21 protein-coding genes are annotated in these 23111 nt (G+C 38.6%); 12 read left to right on the top strand and 9 right to left on the bottom strand.

From position 1 onward, the window contains the following. The first annotated feature begins 25 nt into the window (after positions 1-25). Together H5S10_RS05380 and H5S10_RS05375 are read left to right on the top strand one after the other, a co-directional pair. A complete protein-coding gene (locus tag H5S10_RS05380; RefSeq protein ID WP_182588993.1) occupies positions 26-358 on the top strand; it encodes a metal-sulfur cluster assembly factor in 333 nt (110 codons plus the stop codon). Between the two features lie 16 nt (positions 359-374). Then, on the top strand, positions 375-1265 hold the full coding sequence (locus H5S10_RS05375; RefSeq protein ID WP_182588992.1) for a helix-turn-helix domain-containing protein: 891 nt from the start codon (positions 375-377) through the stop codon (positions 1263-1265). A gap of 54 nt (positions 1266-1319) precedes the next feature. Here H5S10_RS05375 and H5S10_RS05370 read toward each other — a convergent pair whose 3' ends face one another. Next, positions 1320-1973 (bottom strand): response regulator transcription factor, encoded by a 654-nt coding sequence (locus H5S10_RS05370; RefSeq protein ID WP_220477834.1) that lies wholly within the window; start codon positions 1971-1973, stop codon positions 1320-1322. Between the two features lie 475 nt (positions 1974-2448). Here H5S10_RS05370 and H5S10_RS05365 point away from each other — a divergent pair, with 475 nt between their 5' ends. Next, positions 2449-2685: a cytochrome b5 domain-containing protein gene (locus tag H5S10_RS05365; protein WP_182588991.1), complete on the top strand. Its 237-nt coding sequence runs from the start codon at positions 2449-2451 to the stop codon at positions 2683-2685. Positions 2686-2743: 58 nt separating this feature from the next. On the opposite strand, the gene H5S10_RS05360 is transcribed toward H5S10_RS05365, so the two are convergent. Further along, entirely contained in the window at positions 2744-3556 is an 813-nt protein-coding gene (locus H5S10_RS05360) for a Cof-type HAD-IIB family hydrolase (RefSeq protein WP_182589002.1), read from the bottom strand. A 144-nt stretch (positions 3557-3700) separates the two neighbouring features. Here H5S10_RS05360 and H5S10_RS05355 point away from each other — a divergent pair, with 144 nt between their 5' ends. From H5S10_RS05355 to H5S10_RS05325, 7 genes are all read left to right on the top strand, one after another. Further along, positions 3701-5068: an RsmB/NOP family class I SAM-dependent RNA methyltransferase gene (locus H5S10_RS05355; protein ID WP_182586603.1), complete on the top strand. Its 1368-nt coding sequence runs from the start codon at positions 3701-3703 to the stop codon at positions 5066-5068. 19 nt (positions 5069-5087) lie between these two features. Continuing rightward, on the top strand, positions 5088-5954 hold the full coding sequence (locus H5S10_RS05350; protein ID WP_182586604.1) for an SPFH domain-containing protein: 867 nt from the start codon (positions 5088-5090) through the stop codon (positions 5952-5954). Next, a complete protein-coding gene (locus H5S10_RS05345; protein ID WP_182588990.1) occupies positions 5955-7718 on the top strand; it encodes a sensor histidine kinase in 1764 nt (587 codons plus the stop codon). It abuts the gene before it with no gap. Continuing rightward, positions 7699-8430: a LytR/AlgR family response regulator transcription factor gene (locus H5S10_RS05340; protein ID WP_182586606.1), complete on the top strand. Its 732-nt coding sequence runs from the start codon at positions 7699-7701 to the stop codon at positions 8428-8430. The genes H5S10_RS05345 and H5S10_RS05340 overlap by 20 nt, the downstream gene beginning before the upstream one ends. Positions 8431-8635: 205 nt before the next feature. Next, a complete protein-coding gene (locus H5S10_RS05335) occupies positions 8636-9055 on the top strand; it encodes a CidA/LrgA family protein (protein WP_003666169.1) in 420 nt (139 codons plus the stop codon). Further along, positions 9048-9788, top strand: coding sequence for an LrgB family protein (locus tag H5S10_RS05330; RefSeq protein WP_182588989.1), 741 nt, complete (start codon positions 9048-9050; stop codon positions 9786-9788). Before H5S10_RS05335 ends, H5S10_RS05330 begins: the two co-directional genes overlap by 8 nt. A gap of 27 nt (positions 9789-9815) precedes the next feature. Then, entirely contained in the window at positions 9816-10790 is a 975-nt protein-coding gene (locus tag H5S10_RS05325; protein WP_182588988.1) for an L-lactate dehydrogenase, read from the top strand. Positions 10791-10876: 86 nt separating this feature from the next. Here the strand turns inward: H5S10_RS05325 and scrK are convergent, their stop codons facing one another. Beyond that, positions 10877-11755 carry a fructokinase ScrK gene (gene scrK / locus H5S10_RS05320; RefSeq protein ID WP_182588987.1) on the bottom strand — a complete coding sequence of 293 codons (879 nt, stop codon included), beginning with the start codon at positions 11753-11755 and terminating at the stop codon, positions 10877-10879. A gap of 121 nt (positions 11756-11876) precedes the next feature. Next, on the bottom strand, positions 11877-12896 hold the full coding sequence (locus tag H5S10_RS05315; RefSeq protein ID WP_182588986.1) for a LacI family DNA-binding transcriptional regulator: 1020 nt from the start codon (positions 12894-12896) through the stop codon (positions 11877-11879). 163 nt (positions 12897-13059) lie between these two features. Between H5S10_RS05315 and H5S10_RS05310 the strand changes: the two genes are divergently transcribed. Then, on the top strand, positions 13060-15249 hold the full coding sequence (locus tag H5S10_RS05310) for an alpha-galactosidase (RefSeq protein WP_182586611.1): 2190 nt from the start codon (positions 13060-13062) through the stop codon (positions 15247-15249). A 43-nt stretch (positions 15250-15292) separates the two neighbouring features. Here the strand turns inward: H5S10_RS05310 and H5S10_RS05305 are convergent, their stop codons facing one another. The 5 genes from H5S10_RS05305 to mvk are packed head-to-tail and all read right to left on the bottom strand — an operon-like array spanning position 15293 to position 19981. Beyond that, on the bottom strand, positions 15293-15781 hold the full coding sequence (locus H5S10_RS05305) for a DUF1440 domain-containing protein (protein WP_182586612.1): 489 nt from the start codon (positions 15779-15781) through the stop codon (positions 15293-15295). Between the two features lie 60 nt (positions 15782-15841). Beyond that, positions 15842-16888, bottom strand: a complete 1047-nt coding sequence (fni, locus tag H5S10_RS05300) for a type 2 isopentenyl-diphosphate Delta-isomerase (protein ID WP_182586613.1) — start codon at positions 16886-16888, stop codon at positions 15842-15844. Between the two features lie 15 nt (positions 16889-16903). Beyond that, entirely contained in the window at positions 16904-18031 is a 1128-nt protein-coding gene (locus H5S10_RS05295; protein WP_182586614.1) for a phosphomevalonate kinase, read from the bottom strand. Positions 18032-18059: 28 nt separating this feature from the next. Then, the gene (mvaD, locus tag H5S10_RS05290) at positions 18060-19031 is read right to left on the bottom strand and encodes a diphosphomevalonate decarboxylase (RefSeq protein ID WP_182588985.1); all 972 of its coding nucleotides are present in this window, start codon (positions 19029-19031) and stop codon (positions 18060-18062) included. After that, positions 19031-19981, bottom strand: a complete 951-nt coding sequence (mvk, locus tag H5S10_RS05285) for a mevalonate kinase (protein ID WP_182586616.1) — start codon at positions 19979-19981, stop codon at positions 19031-19033. The genes mvaD and mvk overlap by 1 nt, the downstream gene beginning before the upstream one ends. A gap of 215 nt (positions 19982-20196) precedes the next feature. Here mvk and H5S10_RS05280 point away from each other — a divergent pair, with 215 nt between their 5' ends. After that, positions 20197-23061: a helicase C-terminal domain-containing protein gene (locus H5S10_RS05280; protein ID WP_182588984.1), complete on the top strand. Its 2865-nt coding sequence runs from the start codon at positions 20197-20199 to the stop codon at positions 23059-23061. Positions 23062-23111: the final 50 nt, after the last annotated feature.

Here is a 23111-nt window from a genome sequence, read left to right as displayed (position 1 = left end):
AGTAAATAAGTTTGGAGGAATGTTTATGGCTGACGAAAAAGATACCCCCTTTTCACCAATTGAAAATAAAGTGATGGATGCCTTGGAAGAAGTTATTGATCCGGAATTGGGAATTGACCTTGTTAATCTTGGCCTTATTTACGATGTTAAGGTTGATGGTAATGGTGAATGTACGGTTACAATGACTTTAACGACAATGGGCTGTCCATTAGGCGATATCTTAAACCGGGACATTACCAAGGCAGTTACTTCTGTTGAAGGTGTAACTAAATGCAATATTAACCTTGTGTGGGAGCCAGTCTGGGATTTGTCAAGAATGACCAGGTTTGCTAAAATTGCATTAGGAATTCACGGCTAGATATAGGAGGTCAGACATGGATATTAAACGCTTTGTTTATCAACGAAAAAGACTCGGCTACTCACAAGTTGCCTTAAGCAAGGGGATTTGTACCCAGTCGACCTTAAGTAAGTTTGAGAGTAACGGTCAGGTACCATCACTTACAATTCTAGCGCAGCTTTGCGACCGGCTAGGACTAACGATTGATGATTTAAGTAAGGACAATACGTCTTCAATTCGTTATATCCGGAGTCTGCTTGACCAGATTGAGTTAGCTTTAATGATTGAGCACTTTCCACAGGCAGTTAGCAACCTTAAGAAGATTCGGCTTGAAGATTTGAAATCGCCGCAAGATCGGATGCAATATTATTATTTAAAAGGGATGATTTACACTTTAACTAATAATAACGCGTCGACAAGTCTCTTTAACTTTACTAAGATTTTAGATGAACTAGATGAGCAACATCGGACGATCTTTTCGCCATTAGCATATTTAGGATCAGGGATCTTATATGCACGGCAAAATTCAATGGAACATGCTGATTTCTTTTTTTCGAAGGTTATTGCATTCCTAAGATCAAAGGCAGATGAAGACTTAGAAGGCGTTGGTCGAAACTATTATCTCCGGATTGTAACGATGATGTACTACGCTGCCGAGTACCATTCATTAAATAAGCGGCTAGAGGTTAGTAACCAAGTTTTGGAGGCTACGACAAAGATCTGTGCTAGCAATCATGTTACTTATTTCTTACCACGAATCAAATTACTAGAAGCAAATAATGCAATTGAGTTGGGGGAAAATTCAAAAAAAATACGCCAACTTTTAACTGAAGCAGAGGTATTTGCTCGCTTCAATAAAAACAATGTTGTTGAAGTTCAAGTAGCTGCTCTTTTAAATAACTTTGACAAGACGATTAGTAATAAATGAAAATAATGGGAGCGAGGCAAAAGTCAGAGGTGACTTCTGTTTCACTCCCATTATCTATAGGTCTACTAATTGATGTTTAACTGCATAGTGGAGAAGTTCTGCGTGTGAAACAAGATTTAATTTTTGCATAATCTTTGTCTTATGGGCTTCAACAGTTTTAGGAGATATAAACATCTTAGTAGCAATTTCTTTGTTAGTATATCCTAAAACAATCAACGGTAAGATTTCCTGCTCACGTTTTGAAAGAGCAGTGTAATTTCCTAAATCGAAGTGTGGAGAACCGCCTTTGATAACTAATAAATCTTTCTTTGTTACCATAATATTATTGTCTAAGTATTTTTCACTATTAATAGCGTGGCTTAGAGCGTGAACTAGTTCTTTTGGCGAGGAACTTTTAAAGATATAGCCATTTGCGCCATTATAAATTGCCTGATTGATGTATTGAGGTTCATTACGAGAAGAAAAAATAATAATTTTGATATTAGGGAAATGTTCGTGAATTCGTTTGATTGTGATTAGGCCATTTTCACCAGGGGGCATCGTCAAATCCATGATAACGATATCAATATCACCTTGTTCAACCCGTAATGAGGCATCTATTCCGGTTGCTTCTTCAGCAATTACTTTGAAATTATCCAGTTGCTCAACCAGATTTTTAACTGCCATTCGAATGATTGGATAATTATCCGCCACAAGTACTCTATACATCAATAAACCTGCTTTCATTCTTAAAGTTATCTCTTCTTCAGTATCTTCTTTTTGCTCATAATTATCAAGATACGAAGGTTATTTTTCACACTTGCTGAAATAGTTTCAATAAACGGCTGGAATAATTGTGAAAATTTATTGCAGAATAAAACTAATGCTGTAAAATAAAAGAGGATCATTGATGACATGACAACATCAATGGTCCACAGTAGAAGTATGTTGGCGAAAGTGATTGCAGAATCACCTTCGCCTTTTATTATACCAATTTTTTGTACTAATGTAATAAAGATTATCTTTTTATCTATAAATTATTTTATGAAAAGAATGAAGAAGTAATCAAAAAGCCGATTTTAATAGTTTTATTAAGTTGATTGAAGAAAAAATAATAATCATCTAATAATTAATGCATTTATGAATTGTTTGATCTAGAATGTAATTATTAGCTATTCTTGAATCAGAGAAAGGTGAAGCATTGATGGCAGAAAAAACATTTACAACAACCGAGCTCGCTGAGTTCGATGGTCGAAATGGACATCCCGCATACGTTGCCGTTAAAGGGATTGTTTACGATGTCTCTAACGTTCCGCAATGGAAGGATGGTAAACACCATGGAAACCTTGCTGGTCGTGATTTAACTTCAGTAATGCCTCGTTCTATCCATCTGGAATCAGTTCTTGAAAGCATCCCTGTTGTTGGTAAACTAGTTGACTAGGAATAACTATGTAAAAAGCTAGGAATTGGTAGTTTTAAACTATCTCTTCCTAGCCTTTTTATATTGTAACTTTGAAATAATCGCGCAAGTATTTTGCCAGCCCATTGTGTTCGTTATCAATTGGTGTCACATCATTGGCAATGCTCTTCAACTCAGGAATCGCGTTATGCATTGCAACACCGCGTCCCGCTGCATCAAGCATTTCCAAATCATTATGTTCGTCACCAAACGCAATAATATTTTGGCGGTCAATTTGGTACTGTTTAGCGATATAGAACATTCCTGACTCTTTATGAGTACCACGATGGATTAGTTCTAAGATGTTGTAAGGGCCACCCCATACTCGTGGTTCAACGAAATCGCCGTATTTTTCATTAACTGCCTTAATGATTTCTTCTTGGTGTTCCGGCGCATATTGGATTGTCATTGCAATTGGATTGCCTGATAAGTTAGCCGCGGTTAGGATTTGATCATCGCGCAACTTGTTTGGTAAGAATTCAGGTAAATCATTACTAGCTTGATTAGCCCATACATGATGCTTATTTTCAACGGTAATTGTTTTAATCCCTAGTTCTTTCCGGTGGGCTAGGAGGTCTAAGGCTAGCTCTCGTGTTAATTCAACATCATATTCTTTCTCCCAGTGTTCATGAGGTATATGCGTTAAGGCCCCATTAAAGTTTACCATCGGGGTCTTAATTCCAATTTCATCGTAAATGTGTTTGGCAATCCGGTAAGGACGACCGGTAATGATGCTAACAATATGTCCATCCCGGGCAAGGGCACGTAAAGTTATAATTGTCTCATTTGTTAATTTTGATTGATTATTTAATGTTGTGCCATCAAGATCAAGCGCGATCAAGTGTTGATCCATTACCATCTCACTTCTCTTTCTATAAAAAATTCAATTATAATATTGTAAACAAAAACTTAACACTTTGCCAAGTATTTTGGCTTAAAAAGACTAAAAAATAAGTTACAATAAAGATATTACGATAAAGAGGAGCGAGAAGTTAACGTGCAATTACCAAATGAATTTGTCACGAAATACAAAAAACTAATGGGAGCAGAAGCCGATGAATTTTTATCAGCACTTGCTCAGTCAAGTTATAGTGGTTTTCGCGAGAATCCATTAAAAAACGGACAGCCAGTTGCAACAATTGAAAAAGCTACGGGGAAAGTACCATATGTATCTACAGGATATTATGGCCAAGTGAATGGAAAGTCATTAGACCATGTTACTGGATGGGTATATAGTCAAGAGCCATCAGCAATGTTTGTAGGAGAAGTGGTTAATCCACAAGCAGGAGAACGAGTGCTAGACTTATGTGCAGCTCCGGGAGGCAAAACAACACACCTCATCGCCAAAATGAACAACCAGGGACTATTAGTTGCCAATGAAATTTTTCCTAAGCGGGCGAAGATCTTAGCTGAAAACTTGGAACGATGGGGCGCAAAAAATGCAGTTGTCACTAGTGAAAGTCCCGCCGATTTAGAAAAACAATTTCCTCAATATTTTGACCGGATTCTTGTTGACGCGCCTTGTTCTGGAGAAGGAATGTTTAGAAAAGAGCCCGCTGGAATTGAATATTGGTCACCAGAATACCCTGCTGAGTGTGCTAACCGTCAGCAGAAGATCCTAGCATCCGCAATGAAAATGCTAAAGCCAGGAGGAACATTAGTATATTCGACCTGTACTTTTGCACCAGAAGAGGATGAACAAAATATTTCATGGCTGCTCAATAGCAATCCAGCCTTGAAACTTATCCCAATTGAAAAGGCGGCTGGGATGGATGATGGTCGTCCAGAATGGGCTGACGGCAATGAAGAATTGAAAAAAACGGTTCGCCTATTTCCACACCATCTCAAGGGAGAAGGACATTTCATTGCTAAGTTAGTAAATGGTGAGCCGGAGTCAACTGAGAAAAAACGCAAAAAGAAGAATAAGCGGAAAAAGCAATCGATTGTTAAACCGGACAAAGAACAGGTCAAACTCTTTAACCAGTTTGCTACAAGCGTTTTTCCAGACTATCAACCACACCAATTGATTTTATTTGGTGACCAGCTCTATGATTTGCCATTAGAAGAGGACAAGATCGAGGGACTAAATGTACTCCGACCTGGACTTCACCTCGGCACTTTTAAGAAAAATCGATTTGAACCAGCGTTGGCATGGGCTCTTGCCAGCTTACCAAGTGAGGCAAACCGGATCATTGAACTAAGCCGGGAACAGTGGCACCAATATGTCCATGGGGATGTAATCAATATTGATGCTGACCTTCCAAATGGTTGGTACTTATTAATATGCGACGACCATACTGCGGGATTTGGAAAGTTGGTTGGTAAAACAATCAAAAACTTTTATCCTAAGGGGTTACGTTTTTAAATTAGGAGGATTATCGAATATGAAGGAAAAAGTAGCCTTTCACGTTAACGGTTACCTCGGGTTACTCGGGGCGATTATTATCGGTTTAATTAGTCTCTGGCTGATGTTTGTTGGTTTTACGCGTAATTTTCCGGTGGTTTTGACACTTGGAATCATTTTATTCTTGATTGTGATTCTTTTTAGTACATCATTGACAATTATTCAGCCAAATGAAGCCAAAGTTTTAACTTTTTTTGGTAATTATATTGGGACTATTCGTGATGCGGGCTTATTTATGACGGTACCATTTACAAATAAAGAACCTGTTTCTCTTCGTGTCTGCAATTTTAATAGTCAGATTTTAAAGGTCAATGATTCGAAAGGTAATCCAGTTGAAATTGCGGCCGTTATTGTCTACAAAGTTGTCGATACTGCAAAAGCGCTCTTTTCAGTGGATGATTATGAGCAATTTGTTCAAATTCAAAGTGAGTCGGCGGTTCGTCATGTTGCTAGTGAATATCCATATGATAGTTTTGAAGATCAAGATGCGATCACTCTTCGCGGAAATCCAACAGAAGTATCAGAGCGGTTAACTGCTGAGCTACAGGAACGGTTAAATGTAGCGGGTGTCAAAATTATCGAAACACGGTTAACCCACTTAGCCTACGCAACTGAAATAGCGAGTGCCATGTTGCAAAAACAACAGTCATCGGCAATCCTATCAGCGCGGAAGATAATCGTTGAAGGAGCTGTTTCAATTACTGAAGAAGCAATTGACCGGCTAAGTAAAGAAGCTAACCTTGATTTAACAGATGAGCAACGTTTGCAGATCATCAATAACATTATGGTAGCAATTATTAGTGAACGGGGAACGCAACCGGTAATAAATACAGGGACACAAGGATAAATGATATATTTAACGATTTTAATGGCTGAGCGGGTTGGTTTAATTATTATTTTAGCGTTTTTACTAGTTAGTGTGCCCTTATTTCGCCGCCTGTTATTTAATCAAACTATTAACGCCAAAATTCAACTAACGATTCTTTTTTCTATTTTTGCTATTATGGCTAATATGACTGGAATAGAGATCGACGCAAATAACCAGTTGCATAACAAAATCATTCTTACGGCAATTTCAACAAATGACTCGATTGTTAATGCCCGTATTTTAGCTGTTTCAGTTGCTGGGATTATTGGTGGGCCATGGGTTGGTAGTTTAGTAGGACTAGTGGCAGGGGTTCATCGGATTATTCAAGGTGCGCCCCTCCAAGGTTGGTTTTATGTGCCTAGTTCAGTTTTGATTGGTGCTCTTTCTGGTTTTTTGTATCATGATCGAAAAAGTTATTTCAAGGTAATGACGCCGTGGCATGGCTTTATTGTTGGAATTTTGATGGAAAGTATTCAAATGCTTTTTATTTTGCTATTTAGTCCAACGGGCTGGGCTTTGGTTAAATATATTGCCCTGCCAATGATCTTGGTTAATTCACTGGGGACGTCAATTTTCTTATCAATCATCTCAATGTACCTTCACCAAGAAGAAGAACTTCGCGCTATGCAAACTCATTCTGTCTTGCAACTAACAAATGAAACCTTGCCTTATTTTCGTCAAGGACTAAATAAAAAGTCTGCCCAACAAGTAGTCAAGATTATTAAAAAATATACCAATTTTGATGCAGTGAGTATCACCGATAGACAACGAATCCTTGCGCATATTGGAGCTGGTGATGATCATCATATTCCAGGAAATAGGTTAGAAACTTCTTTATCGAGTAATGTAATTAAGACGGGACAAATAAAGATAGCAAATAATAGTAAGATGATTGGTTGTATTGATCCAAATTGTCCCTTAGAAGCAGCAATTGTTGCTCCTTTACGAATTGGGAATGAAGTTATTGGAACCTTAAAAATGTATTATACTGATCAATGGCATTTAACACCGGTTGAAATTCAGTTAGCAATCGGCCTATGTGAGATTTTTGCTAACCAAATTGCGTTAGGTGAAGCAGAAGTGCAGGCGCAATTAGTTCGAGATGCTAAGATAAAAGCCTTACAAGCGCAAGTAAATCCGCATTTCTTTTTCAATGCTATTAATACAATTAGTGCAATTTTACGCCGAGATCAAGAGAAAGCGCGAGAACTTCTCCTCCAACTTAGTAATTATTTCCGAGCTAACTTAATTGGGGCCCGGGAGACCGAAATTACATTGGGACAAGAGCGTACTCAAGTCGATGCATACCTTGAACTGGAACAAACTAGGTTTCCACAGAAATATAACATTATCTTTGATCAACAAGTCAAAAATGATGTTTACCTGCCGCCGTTTACAATTCAAGTATTAGTTGAAAATACGCTTAAGCATGCTTTTGGAGCACTTAAAGACCATAATAATGTTCAAATAACAATAAAGAAGCTGAAAGCACGGTTGGAAATTCAGGTAATTGATAATGGAAAAGGGATTGCACCGGAACTTCTTCCTAAACTCGGGAAAGAACCATTGACTTCTTCAAAAGGAAGTGGAAATGCGCTATATAATTTGAATCAGCGGCTAATTGGTCTGTATGATGAGCATAGTGCCCTTCAAATTTCGAGTAGTAATAAAGGAACCCAGATCAAAATTTCTTTACCATATCACACTAAGGAAGGTGTAGACAATGAAAGTCTTAATCGTTGATGATGAACCGCTTGCTCGTGAAGAACTTCATTATCTAATTCAGGGAAATAGTGAAGTTACAGAAATACTTGAAGCAGATGGGATTTTTATGGCAGAGGAACAAGTAAAAAGTAAACACCCGGATATGGTTTTCTTAGACATAAAGTTATCTGATGGAAATGGGATGGCATTAGCTGAAAAAATAAAATCGTTTGATAATAGTCCTCATATTGTCTTTGCTACTGCTTATGATTCCTATGCGTTAGATGCCTTTGAAGCAGATGCGGTTGACTATATATTGAAGCCATTTTCTGCTAAAAGGGTCAACGAAGCAATTATGCGTGTAGCAAAATTAATTTCGCTAGATGATGATGTCACCAAAGCTAAGATGGAATTAAGACAGAATCCTCGAATTTCGATTCAAAATGACGAGCGAACGATTATTTTGCAGAAAAAGCAAATACTTTACGTACAGGCGCAACAAGGCTTTGTTTATATCTGGACTCTTAATAAGCATAAAATTATTAGTCGGCAAACGCTCACTAATATTTATGACCAATTAAAATCTCCGGAATTTTTACAGATTCATCGTAGTTTTATTGTCAATTTGAATGGCGTAACAGAACTTCAGCCTAGTTTTAATCATACTTATGAACTGACTTTAATCGATGGAACCAAATTACCAGTTAGTCGTTCATATGTTAGTACAACCAAAAAAGCATTAGGTTTATAAAAAAGGATTGGCGAATTGTTTATCTTTTCACCAATCCTTTTTTTGAGTAAGGGCATTTTAAGCTAACTGGAGGGCATTTTAACGCAAATTTAGGTTATTTAATAGTGAAAGCGAATACAAATCAGGAAAAATTAGTAAAATAGATTGTGATAAATGGTATTAACGTTAATGCCTAAACATATTTATCATGTTTAGGAGGATTATCATGAAGAAAGAAGAAAAGAAGAAGGAAGCGCCCATTTTAGTTCAAATGGGAATCTTTGCTGCAATTTTATTTGTATCACAATTAATCTCTAATCTTTTTCCTAAGAGTTTCGTTGTTCCTACACCATTAATTGGAATGATTTTATTATATATTTTATTAGCTTGCCATATTGTTAAGTTGGAACAAGTTGAAAAGTTCGGAGATTTCATGATTAGTTTAATTGCCTTTCTGTTTGTCCCATCAGGAATCCAACTTGCTGGGAGTCTTGGTTTAATGAAAAAAGAAGGGCTACAAGATGTAATTGTTATTATTATTTCTACAATTATTTTATTAGCAGTGATTGCTTATGTGGGAGCATTCTTTATTGGAGTACATCATAAATTATTCAAGACTAACAAGGGGGAAACTGATAATGACTAATGTATTTATTACAAATCTGGCGTTACCTTTTACCGGGGTATTCATTTCATTGCTGGTTTATTTAATTGGGATGTGGCTTTTCAAAATTAGTAATGGCTTCTTCCTTTTTACACCATTGTTAGTCGGGATGGTATTAGGAATTGTAATCCTAGCAATTTGGGCCAAGATCGCTAATTCAACGACTGCAATAGTCTATAAAAAATTTTACCAGCCAGGTGGAAATTTGATTTTTTGGTTCTTGAACCCAGCAACAATGGCATTTGCGATTCCGCTTTATCGCCGGAACGATGTTTTTAAGAAGTATTGGGTCGATGTAATTCTCACATTATTTGTGGGTGGATTCATTTCATTATTTTTGATTCAGGGAACAGCTAAATTATTTGCTCTTTCCCGTGTTTCAACGGCCGCTATGCTTCCCCAAGCAGCTACTACTGCTGTTGCGATGCCAATTGCAAAGGGAATCGGTGGTGATCCCGCGGTAACAGCGATGGCATGTATCTTAAATGCAGTTATTATTTATGCTCTTGCCGAATTCTTGATTAAGATCTTTCGGTTAAAGAAAATTTCAAAGGTTGGGACTGGTCTTGGTCTTGGATCCGCTGGACACACTGTTGGATCTGCTAAGGCGGTTCAATTAGGCTCAATTCAAGGAGCAATGGCTGCAGTTGCAGTTGTTATCGTTTCATTAGCAATGGACATTTTAGTTCCTATTTATGCTCATCTTTTTATGTAAATTTTAATTGGGGAGAGAAAAAGAAGTATGGTGACAGAAGAACATCAAAAGGTTGTTTTAATTGGTGATGGAGTTGTAGGATCCGCTTATGCTTTTAGCGTGATCCAGCAAGGTTTAGCTGAGGAATTAGTTATTATAAATAAAAGTAATGAGCGAAGCGTTGGGGATGCGCTAGATTTGGAAGACGCAACGCCATTTACTGCCCCAGTAAAAGTTAAGGCGGGTAACTATCAAGATTGTAAAGATGCTGATATTGTTACTATTTGTGCTGGTGCTGCTCAAAAGCCAGGTGAAACGCGGCTTAAATTGGTTGAACGTAACTTAAAGATTATGAAGGAAATCGTTCAAGAAGTAGTTAATACCGGGTTTAATGGAATCTTCTTAATTGCTGCTAATCCAGTCGATATCTTAACATATGCTGCTCAAAAAATTTCTGGCTTTCCAGCGCATAAAGTTATTGGATCAGGAACTTCTCTTGATTCAGCACGCTTAAGAGTAGCGATTGGTAAAAAGTTAGCAATTGATCCCCGAGATGTTCATGTTGATATGTTAGCAGAGCATGGAGATTCAGAGTTTGCTGCTTATTCTTGTGGGACAATCGGTGGAACGCCTTTAATGGATTATGCATTAGCTAATGGATTAACAAAGCAAGAACTGCTGAAATTAGAAGAACAGGTGCGTAATAAGGCTTACGAGATTATTAATCGGAAAGGTGCAACCTATTATGGCGTAGCGACTGCTTTGGCGAGAATAACGAAAGCAATTTTATATGATCAAAATACAGTATTACCCGTAAGTGCGTACTTAGATGGCGAATATGGGGAAAAAGATATTTACCTAGGTACACCAGCTGTAATTGATAAAGACGGCATTCAAAAAGTAGTAGAATTACCATTAGATTCGCGTGAACAGGAGGCTTTAATTAATTCAGCATCAGTTTTGCGTGAAACGACAGCAAATGGGATGACTAAAGCGGGGCTATTGAATTATCTTTGGAAATAAAAATGACTAAGGCTGAGGAAGTGATGTTTTCCTCAGCCTTAGTCATTTTTGCATTATAGTGACCGATGTCGAATAATCCTTTTGTGTTATTTATCTTTTTCAATTAAGTGCTTAGCTAATGCAAAATTACCAAGAGTAGCAGAACCATTTTCTGGAACAGAAGGGTTGACGATATATTCATCAAGCGATCCAACCGGAAGATAATCATTCCATAACATTGCAAATTGCTTCTGAACCCGTTTAAGAAAGGCTGGGCGGGAAACACTTCCACCAAAAATAATTTTTTGTGGACGTAAAATGGCAGTAACTTGAACAGCAGCCTGTGCAACGTAATAAGCCATGATATCCCAAACAGGATGATTGTCAGGAACATCTTCGCCACTAATACCTAACCGTGCCTTGAAAGTTGGCCCAGATACTAAGCCTTCTAAACAATCATGATGGTAGGGACAGATACCAGTAAAGTTCAGATCAGCTGGGTGGCGTTGCAAGCGAACGTGTCCCATTTCAGGGGTACTAATACCACCAATGAAGCGTCCATCTTGAATTGCTCCAGCACCCACGCCGGTTCCAAGGGTATAGTAAACTAAAGCAGGATTATCATACTTATCTTTTAAATTAACATATTCACCGTAAACTGAACCATTAACATCGGTTGTCCAGTAGATGGGAATATTGAGGGCGTCAGCCATTGTGCCGACAAAATTACAATTTTGCCATTTAACTTTAGGAGTATCAGTAATATAGCCATACTTTTCACTAGCCGGATTAGTATCAATTGGTCCAAAACTGGCAATTGAAAGTGCAGCTAAATCTGGATACTGCTTAAAAAATTCAATTGAAGCTCCTAGAGTTTCTTCAGGCGTAGTTGTAGGGATGATTTTTTTATCAACTTCATTAAAATTTTCGTCACCGACAGCACAGACAAACTTAGTACCGCCAGCTTCAATACTTCCTAATAACATAATTAAAAACCTCATTTAATTAAAGTGAACGTTTATCAATCTGATAACCATGTTTGAGTATAAACCTTAGAAAACGGTATCACAAGCACAATTAGCCTCTTTTTACTTATAAAACGTTTCACTAATTCAAATTAATTTCTGAACTTTCGCGCCAGGTGGCTTTAGCGGGCAAATTAATATGAACAGGGATATCAGTCGGGTTATTCAGACGGTAGATTAGTCTTTGAACTGCTATTTTACCCATTGAAAGACTTGCTGGATTGATCGATGAAAGGGAAGGAACTAAATATTCAGCAATATCCGAATCATTATAGCTAATAATTTGAAGGTCTTGGGGAACTCTAAGCTGGTGTTGCTTCAGGGCTCGATATGCGCCAATGGTTAGTTGGTCACTAGCTATTAAGGCGGCCTGAAAATCATCTTTTAAAAGGGTGTTCATACTATCAAAACCATCTTTAGGAGTCCACCCATTAAGGGCAATCAATGGAGAAATATTATGAAGTTTTGTCCACATCAAATAGGCTTTAGCTCGGATATCTTGATCCGAGACGGTTATTTCACCATTACTATTCATGGGATGAATATTTCCCCCGATAAAGGCGATTTTATTTAGTCCATTTTCTAGTAGCTGATCAAGAACGATCTGAGTAGCTTCAAAATACGAATTACGGATAATATCGTAAGCGGGGAGGTATCGATAGTCGTCAATTAAAACAAGATGGGGATTATGTTTAAATAAGTTAGCGTAGAATTCTTGCGTAAAAACTCCAGCGACAATTACGCCATCATATTTTTGAGCGTCAGTAAATTGAAAGTCTTTATTGGGAAAACGAACAAAAGCTTTGATTTGAATATTTTGCTTGGAAGCTTCCTGGATAATTCCATCATGGACTTGGATGAAATAAGGGTCATGAGCTTCTGTTTCTAAGGAATGCGTTGTGAGCACTAGAATTGAACGAGGAGTTATCGGCGGAGTAACGGGTCTGTTTAGGCGGGGATGGTAATTATACTTTGCTGCTACTTTTTTAATTCGTGCTCTTGTTTGTTCGCTTACTGAAAAAGATGAATCATTGCTTAAGACACGTGAAACGCTGGCAGGAGATACACCAGCCTCACGTGCTATTTTTCTGATACCAGTCATAGGAAAACCTCCTTTTAATTAATTCCTAGCATAACATATTTTTAGTAAACGTTTAGTAACTTATAATGACGGCAAAGTGTTGTTACATCAGTTATGAAAGCGATTGACTAAAAGTAACTAAACGTTTATTATAGAATCGATTTCAAGAAAGGGGCCACAGCTAATGATTACATTCGATGAACAACAACGTGTTTTTCACTTAAAAAATAAAGAGATTTCCTATTTGTTTTCAGTAGAAGAGGGAAATATTCTCAGCCACCTGTACTTTGGACCAGCAATTCGTAGCTATCATGGTGAACGCCAATATCCACGAGTTGATCGTGGATTTTCAGGAAACCTTCCTGAATCGATGGATCGAACTTATTCTAAGGATGATTTATTACAGGAATATTCGGGAAATAATACCGGAGACTATCGTGTGCCGGCAATTATTATCAAAACAGAAAATGGTTCACGATTGACTGATTTCCGGTACAAGTCTTATAAAATCTTACCGGGGAAACCCAAATTAGCTGGATTGCCGGCATCTTACGTTAACAGTGATAAAGAAGCAGAGACGTTAGAAGTTACTTTGGTTGACGAGACAATTGGTGCACAACTTATTCTTTCATATACTATTTATAACGAACGACCAGTTATTACGCGGAACGCACGATTAGTAAATACAAGTAACCAAGAATTACGAATTGAGAAGATCGCCTCAATGCAGCTTGATTTAACTAAACATGATTATGACGTTATTTCCGTTCCCGGCCAATATGCCCTTGAACGACAACCCGAACGGCAAGAATTGCGTCGAGGAATAACAGAATTTTCTAGCCGCCGCAATTCTAGTTCTCATCATATGAACCCGTTTGTAGCCTTGGTTGACAAAAATACAGATGAGTTTCAAGGAAATGCTTTGGGTGTGCTCCTTGTCTATTCTGGTAATCATCAATTCACCTTGGAAAAAGATCAGATTGACCAGATTCGCCTAATGACCGGAATTAACGATTATAACTTTGAGTGGGTTCTTGAACCGGGAGAAGATTTTCAAACACCGGAAGCAATCATGGGCTTTAGTCAACAAGGCTTAAATGGAATGTCACAAGTATTCCATAAGTTATTACGCGATCGGGTTGCTCGTGGTAAATATCAGTATGCAGACCGACCAATTGTTATTAATAACTGGGAAGCGACCTTCTTTGACTTTGATGATAAGAAATTAGATCAAATTATTGATGAAGCAAAGCCATTGGGAATTGAAATGTTTGTTCTTGACGATGGCTGGTTTGGTCACCGAAATGATGATAACTCATCGCTTGGTGATTGGTTTGTTAACCAGGACAAACTTACTGGGGGATTAAAGCGGGTAGCAGATCGGACCCACGAGAATGGCATGAAATTTGGCCTCTGGTTTGAGCCAGAAATGATTTCAGTCGACTCTAAGTTATATAAGGAGCATCCAGACTATGCCTTACATGAACCGAACCGTGGCATGACACTTTCTCGTAATCAATTAGTACTAGACTTTAGCCGTAAAGAAGTCGTTGATAATGTCTACAATCAAATGTGCTTAATTTTAGATAAGGTGCCGCTTGACTATATTAAATGGGACTTTAACCGTAATCTTACTGAGGTCTTCTCTAGCGCAGCGGATGCAGAACATCAGGGGGAGGTTAGTCACCGTTATATTTTAGGCCTATATGACTTAATGGAGCGGTTAGTTACCCGTTATCCTAATATCTTATTTGAAGGATGTTCAGGCGGTGGTGGTCGCTTTGATGCTGGTATTCTTTATTACATGCCGCAAAGTTGGCCATCAGATGATACAGATGCGGTCGAACGGTTAAAGATCCAATACGGAACATCTTTAACTTATCCAATTTCATCCATGACAGCACACGTATCGGTTTCACCTAACCAACAAACTGGCCGTTCTACTAGTTTTAAGATGCGGGGTGATGTTGCCATGAGTGGGGTCTTTGGCTATGAACTTGACTTAGCAGATTTGACTGAAGAAGATCGGCAAATGGTAAAGGAACAAATCAAGTTCTACAAGGCTCACCGTCATCTGATTCAATATGGTGACTTTATTCGCTTAGAAAGTCCTTTTGATAGCAATACAGTTGCTTGGGAATTTGTCAATCCAGATAAGTCAGAAGCGCTACTGTTTATGTTTAAGCAGTTGCATACTAATCGTTTTGAAATTAATAATACTAAGATGGCAGGGCTTGATCCAACAATTGATTATCATGATGAGATGACTGATAAGACTTATGGTGGGGATGAATTGATGAATGTCGGTTTGTTCCGTGACCCGACCCATACGGGAGATTTTCGATCTGAAGTGCATTACTTTAAAGGTAAATAATTTAAAATAATAAAAACCCGAGAAATTTTTTCTCGGATTTTTATTATTCTTTACTCTTTATTAATGCATCAATCGTCCACATCCAGATTGCATGTCCTAAAAATTCAGAAACATGTTCTTCAAGTGGTTGATCTTTTGCAGCAGGCACTGTTCCCATTAAAGGCATTAACTTGAGGTGGAAGAAATCCCAAACAGCAATCCCGAATGGCACCCCATCGCCTTTTTTGATCCACGGTGCCAACTGTCCGCCGATACTATAGAGAACGCCAAAACCAGCCGAGAAACTAAAGTGAACAACATAGCTTACCCATGGCAACTGTTGGCCGGAATAGGTATAGGTAGCGTGTGTAATCTGTGTCGGAACCCCAAATTGTTCAAGCATTTTTTGTGGTGGGTTTGTTTGATCTCGCTCTGGTGTCCGTGGTGGGAGAATATTTTCCCAACCAAGTTTAACAAGGCCGGCAACAAGACCAGCAGTTATACCAACTGTAATTGATTTGCCCCAATTAATTTTATTCACTTCAATCACCATCCAAACCTTAAGTCATTAAATCAATTGTATCAATCTTAATAAGAATTTCAATTATTTAAGTTAGCGCAAGTGTCGTTGACGAGCATATGATAGCAAGTCCGTTCCTAAAACATATTCAACACGTGAAAGCTCGGTAAATGATGAGCAACCGAGGAGCGCGAGCAAGCGTTTGACAATCACTTGCCATTCACTGAGCGTTTGATCTAATGCTTCATACCCTTCATTTTGAAGAATATTAAGGAAATACCCAGCGACACCAACTGCCCGGGCTCCTAATACACCAGCCTTGATAACATCGAGAGGAGAAATAATTCCGCCAGAGGCAATAATTTCAGTTTTACCGCGCCGAATTGAATGTGCTTCTAATAGTGATTCGGGGGTTGTTTGTCCCCAGTCCAATAAACTCTCAAAATTAATATCATGGTTACGTCGGTTTTCAATCGCTGCAAAGTTTGTGCCACCACGTCCACTAACATTGATGAGGTGAACATCATGGGTTTGCAGTTTGGCAATCGTCGTTTTGCTCATTCCAAAGCCAACCTCTTTTACAATAACAGGGACTTCCAGTTCACTGACAAGGTACTGGATATTATCCAACCAATTAAAATCTCGGTCACCTTCAGGCATAATTAATTCTTGGGCCGCGTTGATATGTAGTTCAAGGGCGTTTGCCTTGAGAAGGGAAATAGCATTTATCGCTTGGTCAAGACTGGCATTTGCACTTAAATTTGCAAAAATAATGCCATCAGGATTTTCTTTGCGAATTATTTCAAAAGACGAAAATGATTGGGGGTCTTTTGAAATAATGCTGAGCGATCCCGTTGCCATTGCCAAATGGTGCTTATGGGCTAATTGAGCAAGTTGCCGGTTGATTTTAAGCGCTTGGTCACTCCCACCAGTCATTGCTTCAATATAAAAAGGACATTCAATTTCTAGATTATCAGCTAACTGGACATGCAAATCAACATCATCTGTTGTCATTTCAGGTAAGCTATCATGAATTAGACGTACCTGATCAAAATAATGGTGTTGATGAACCTGGTCATAATATTTGGCAGCTAATGAAAGATGTTCGTTTTTCCGTTGGGCATGACGTGATTCCATCATGGAGCCTCCTTTAATCTACTTGTGAATGTAAGAAAGATGGTGCTTAACAGATTTCTTGAAGCTTTTTGCGTTATCGATAAAGTGTACGGATAAAGGAAGTTGTTCGATATGATTTTGTGCCCAACTCTTTAAGACATTTCCAAAGTTAGAGTTACTATCAATAGCGACAATTCCACAATCACCGCCACCGGCACCAGATGTCTTAGCAGCGCCACCAAAAGATTCAGCAATTTGGCAAAGCTTAGATAATGATTCTGTTTCGATGTTTACCCCTGAATTAGTACCAAGTTGTTTTAAAAGATCACGGTTATAACGAATTTCATTTTTAATCGCTTCAAGATCTTGACGGTGAAAACCATCAACCATTCGTTGAATACATGATTTGCTTTTTTCGAGAAAATGATGATATTCAGTTTGGCGACGTGCTTTAAAAAGGGAAATTTTATCAACAAGTTGAGAGGTAGATGCTGGCTTGCCAGTCCAGCCAATTAAAAGCTCTAAGTTTTTTGGAGCAGTTAAGGACTCAATATTAAGGTCAGGCCAAGGCAAGTCGATGATCGTTTTTAGGTCAAGGTACTTGCGTTGCTGGGCAAGCCACTGACGATCGAATGAATGGTAGGAAATCCAACCACCATATACAGAAGCAGCAACATCACCTAACGAACCGTTTCCTTGAACTTCAAAATGGGCTATCGCAGCTAATTTAAAGATTTGATCCTTGTTGACGGGCAAATTATAGAAACGACAAAGAGCCTTGACAGTTGCTACAGTAACCGCAGCAGAGGAACCAAGACCATATTTACGACCGTTAGCACTGTCTAATTGACTGTCAATATGGATATTAAATATTCGTAAGTCGCGACCAAAAGTACGAGCATATTCTTCTGTAACCCTAATAGCAGAAAGAATGTAAGAAAAAGGATTGTCACGTTTATCAACTACCATTTGATCTCCTAAGCGTCGCCAGGATAATTGATCATTATTATATTGGCGGCTAATGATTTGACCAACTTCTTGAGCGCTTTCTTCAATCGTACAGGTGACGAATTGATCTAACGCAACTAAAACTGCAGGATAACCATTTTCAACAACAGCATATTCACCGGCGATATACAATTTGCCGGGAGCTTTTTCAGTAATCAAAATTTAAAGTCCCCTTATTCATTAAATTTTATTCATTCCAAATTTTTATTCCAGGTCCCGGTTGTGAAACCACCAACCGTTCTGAGCCAACGATATTGCTTAATTTTTCAACAATCTTACTCCGGTTTCCTCGGTTATAAATCACCTTGACGTTTGGACCGGCATCCATCGTATAATAGCAGTTTACTCCCTGGTTACGCAAGTCTTCCACGGCTTTAATAATAGTTAACGTTTCACCATTAAAATAGGTAAAACCAGGGTCAGTTGAAAAGGTAAGTGCATGCATACGAAGGGCATTTTCTTCAGCAATATGGCCAATTTGGTCAATATCTTTTGCTTTGATAGCTTTCTTTATAGCAACCATATCATTAGCTACCACTTGGCGCCAAGCATCATAGTAGGGTGAAGTTTCAACACTGGACTGCATTCCAGATCGACTGGAAACTTTTTTCTTTTTTGTATCAACTAAGACTGCTAACATCTCGATTGGAAAATCAACATTTTCTAAAACTGGTTGTGCAAAGGACGAGGCATCGTCAGTTCCTTTTTGCCATTCAACCAGTCCACCATAAATAGATCTAGTTGCTGAACCGGATCCACGACGGGCAAGTCTTGATAGGTCACGACTTGAGAGATTTAAACCGGCCGCGGTACTGGCTGCTCCTGCTAAAGCGGCAAAAGCGGAAGCTGAAGAAGCAAGGCCAGCAGCAGTTGGAACATGATTAATTGAGTCTACGCGTGCAAAAGATTTTATCCCACTTAGTTGACGAACAATATCTAAAACATGAACTACTTTTTGTGCCTCTTTCTTACTAAGGATATGTTGATCGATGGCAACTAAGTCTGAAGTAAGATGGCTATCAAAATTTACGGTAGTCGTGGTGTAAAATTCATTAAGTGTAAGGGAGAGACTGTCAGTTTGTGGAATGATTAATTCTTGATCCTTCTTTCCCCAATATTTAACAAGCGCAATGTTAGTATGTGCTTTTGCAGTTGCCATTAGTTATTACCTCGCTTATCAAGTGGTTGGAGCCAAATATCATGCGCGCCATTCTCTTTTAAGATGCTTGCAAGGCGTCGAGCCCCCATAGCTGTCTGCATTAAAGCGATCATGCAACCACCACGACCACCCCCGGTTAATTTAGCACCAAGAGCACCATTGTCACGTGCAACATGAATAAGGTGATCTAATGCCGGGTCTGATACGTTAAGAGCAGCTAAATCAGTTTGCGCAAAGTTAAGCGCGTCGCCTAGTTTTACAATGGCGTTTTGCGCAAGGTAGTCTTTTGTTTGTTTTACTAATTCGCCGAGGTGTTTAATATGTCTCTCAGCTTTTTCGTTGTTGTTTTTCAATTCATCTTTAACTGCCAAAATGGCTTCCTTAGTAGCACCCTTTTTTCCGGTATCGGCAATTACTAAAGAGGCATCGAGGTTCATTTCAATTGGTACCCCAATTCGTCCCTTAACATAAAAAAGCGGTTTATCTGAACTGACAGTAGCAGCGTCTAAACCGGATGGACTACGATGTGTAATTTGTTCCTCAACATCTGCAAGCTGAAGCAATAATGTTCGATCGAGTGGTTCATCATAATAGTCAAAAAATGCTCGAATAATTGCAATCGCACTGGCGGCAGATGACCCCATTCCTCGTTCAGCAGGTAATTGACTTTCAATTTTCAAGTCCCAACCAGTTTCTTGGTCATTAAACCTTGCAGATAAAGTGTCAATTAATTTTTTAATTCCGATCATGGAGGAAGGCAAATTTTCTAAACTACCATGATAATAACGGCTTTTAATAATTCGCTGGTTATCTTGGCGACTGCTTAGCGTAACTGATAATTGAACGCTTGGCAATGGTAAGGCTATTGCCGGCTGACCGTATACTACGCTATGTTCTCCCATTAAAATGATTTTCGCATGGCTAGTACCAATCCCTTGTTGTTTCACCATCGTAACCTACTTTCTACATAAAAATTCAAACTTAATCATAGCATAAAACAATGATTCTAGCTAAAAACGATTGTGGATGTTACCAAATCTAAACATTTTATCACGAAGAAAGACCGATTCGTGTAAAAATGAGAAATTTATAGTAGAATGGTGTATCATTTAGTTTAGAATATTTAGTAACTTATATAATAACTTCGGAGAAATATGGTGATAGTGTGACACAGCGTAGTAGTCAGCGCACAAAAAAGCGTGACAAAAAAGCGCCAATCTACTCAGTTGTTGATTTAGAAACAACCGGAACGAATGTTAATCATGGAGATCGAATCATTCAAATCGGTTGTGTTCTCGTTCAAGATGGCGAAATCATAAATCACTTTGAAACAAAAATAAATCCGCGAGAGAAGATTCCGCGTTCAATTGTTCAATTAACAGGAATTGAAGATAAAGATGTGCGAAAAGCTCCTCTATTTGAGGATATTGCTGGAACTATTTATAGTTTATTGGCGGAAACGACCTTTGTGGCTCACAATGTTAATTTTGACTTTCCTTTCCTAAATGCAGAATTAGAACGCGCTGGATATCCTTCTTTATCAATTCCGGCAATCGATACTGTAACCCTTAGTCAAATTCTTCTTCCTACCGCAAAGAGTTTTCGTTTACGAGATTTAACTAGTTCGTTGCACATTGAGCATGATCACCCTCATAGTGCAGTGTCAGACGCTGAGGCAACTGCAGAATTACTTACTGACTTGCTAAAAAGGATTGAACAATTACCAACGCTTACGCTAGAAAAGATTACTCAGTTGAAGCTTAATTTACCTCAGCAAACAGCCGGGGTTTTTGATGTTGAGTTGCTGCGTCGACGTAAATCGCCACAACCATTAAGTGAAGAGCTGTACGTCTCTCACGGAATTGTTCTTCATAAGTCGCGGCCGATCACTGCTAATGGTCAGCGGGAGCAGCACAAATATCCTTCAACTAAAAAGGCAAAAGAAAAGCTATACGGGGATACGTTGAAACTACGGCCTGTTCAAGCAAAAATGATGAACAGCATTTACAATAATTATACTCATGATGAACCCAAGACTATGATTGTCGAGGCTGGGACTGGAGTAGGGAAGACCTTGGGCTACCTCTTTCCACTAAGTTATGTTGCGTATCCCGATAAAAAGATTGTTGTCAGCACAGCAACCAATATCCTGCAGCAACAAATTATTGACACATCAATCGCGCAACTAAATAAGGTTTTACCTTTTAAGATGAATAGTGTGATTATCAAAGGAAATGCCCATTATATTGATATTGCCCGCTTTGTTCATTCTTTAAGTGTGATTGAAGATTCGAAACTTGTTCAGTTGTTAAAAGCCAAGATTTTAGTGTGGTTACTTTCAACGCAAAGTGGAGACCTTGATGAACTTAATTTAAATTCTCAGCAGTCGCCATACTTTACTGAAATTCGTCACCAGGGTATCAGAAGCTTAAATCCAGCAAATGCCTTTTACCATGATGATTTTCTTGTTCGGCGGGAAAAGCGGCTTCATCAAGCTGATATTATTATTACGAATCATGCGTACTTGGTTGCTCATGCCCAGGAATTAGGGGATGGGACTCGCCGACCATACTTAGTAATCGATGAAGCTCAGCACTTAAGTGAAAGTATCTTAAAACGGTCACGGCGAACATTTAATTTTCAAAAATTACGTACCGCAGTTCACATAATGTCTGGGTTAGTTAATAATGGCAACGATCGGAACTTAACGGATATTTTCGCTGAACAGGCACTAGGCAGTTATAATGTTGAATTACTTCGTGGCGATCTCAATGCAGTAGAAGAGGCGGTTGATCTTTTCCAACAAGCCCTTTACCGTCAATATATGACAAGTGCTACTGGCAATCCTGATAATGAATTAATTGAACAACCGCTGCAAAATGATCAGGTGACGGCTCTCTTGGATATTAGTGGACCCGTGATGATGAAGCTAGAACAAGCCTTGAGTAGTGTGCAACTTCATTTTTCTGCTCTTAGTCATCTGTTTAATAGTCAATCAGATCGGTGGTTATTAAGTGATCGTTATCTCATGAGCCAATTTCAAAGTCAGCTTGCAAAATTAATTGAAGCCGATCAGACACTAAATGAATTTAATGAAACACTTCAGCAACAGGGAGAGGCAGCGGCTTTTTGGATTACTATTCGCCAATCGAGTGAACAAAGTGCCTTACAACTTAGTGGGGGACTATTGGAAGCAACACACTATCTTACAAAGAATGTTTATCCATATTTTGCTCAACCGTTATTTGTGGGGGCGACATTGTTTACATCGCCACGGTCCTTGTATCTTTACCACCAGTTAGATTTAGAGCGCAACAATACTTTAACACGGCGCTTTGCATCCCCATACAATTACAAACAGCATGCTAAATTATTGATCGCAGAAGATGCTCCAGTACCCAGCGCGCAAAATAACAGTGACTACATTAAATACCTCAGTGATACGATTTACCAATTAACGAAGAATGCTGATTATCAGACAATGATTTTATTCAATTCACTGGTGATGATTGAGCAGGTATATAGCCAACTTCGCGAAACAGATCTATTTGATCAGCGGGATATTTTAGCCCAAGGGATTACGGGTAATCGTGATAAAATCTTAAAACAGTTTAGTGGTGGAAAAAACTCGATTCTTCTTGGTGCTTCTAGTTTTTGGGAAGGGATCGATTTACCAGAGTCTGCCCTTGAACTTTTAATCATTACGCGTTTACCGTTCGACTCACCTGATGAAATAATGAATCGGGCTCATAATAAATTACTCCAGCAACAGGGTAAAAATCCGTTTTATCATTCAGAATTGCCCAAAGCAACGATGCGGTTACGGCAGGGGATTGGACGATTATTACGGACGGAAGATGATCATGGGGTGGCAGTAGTCCTTGATCCACGACTGCAGACAAGGCGGTATGGAAAGACGATTTTGAGTAGTCTACCTACTGATTTACCGGTTAGTAGCAAAAAAACTGCTGAATTGATTTCGATTACTCAGAAGTTTTTACAAAATGGTAAAGAGGACAAAGTTAATTAAACTTTATCAACTTTTAATTACTGATTTCTGGTATAATCAAAACAATTGTC

This window comes from Limosilactobacillus balticus, assembly GCF_014145615.1.
GTDB classification, from domain to species: Bacteria; Bacillota; Bacilli; order Lactobacillales; family Lactobacillaceae; genus Limosilactobacillus; species Limosilactobacillus balticus.
The sequence above is the reverse complement of the archived record's forward strand: the minus strand, read 5'-3'. Positions and strand labels throughout refer to the sequence as shown.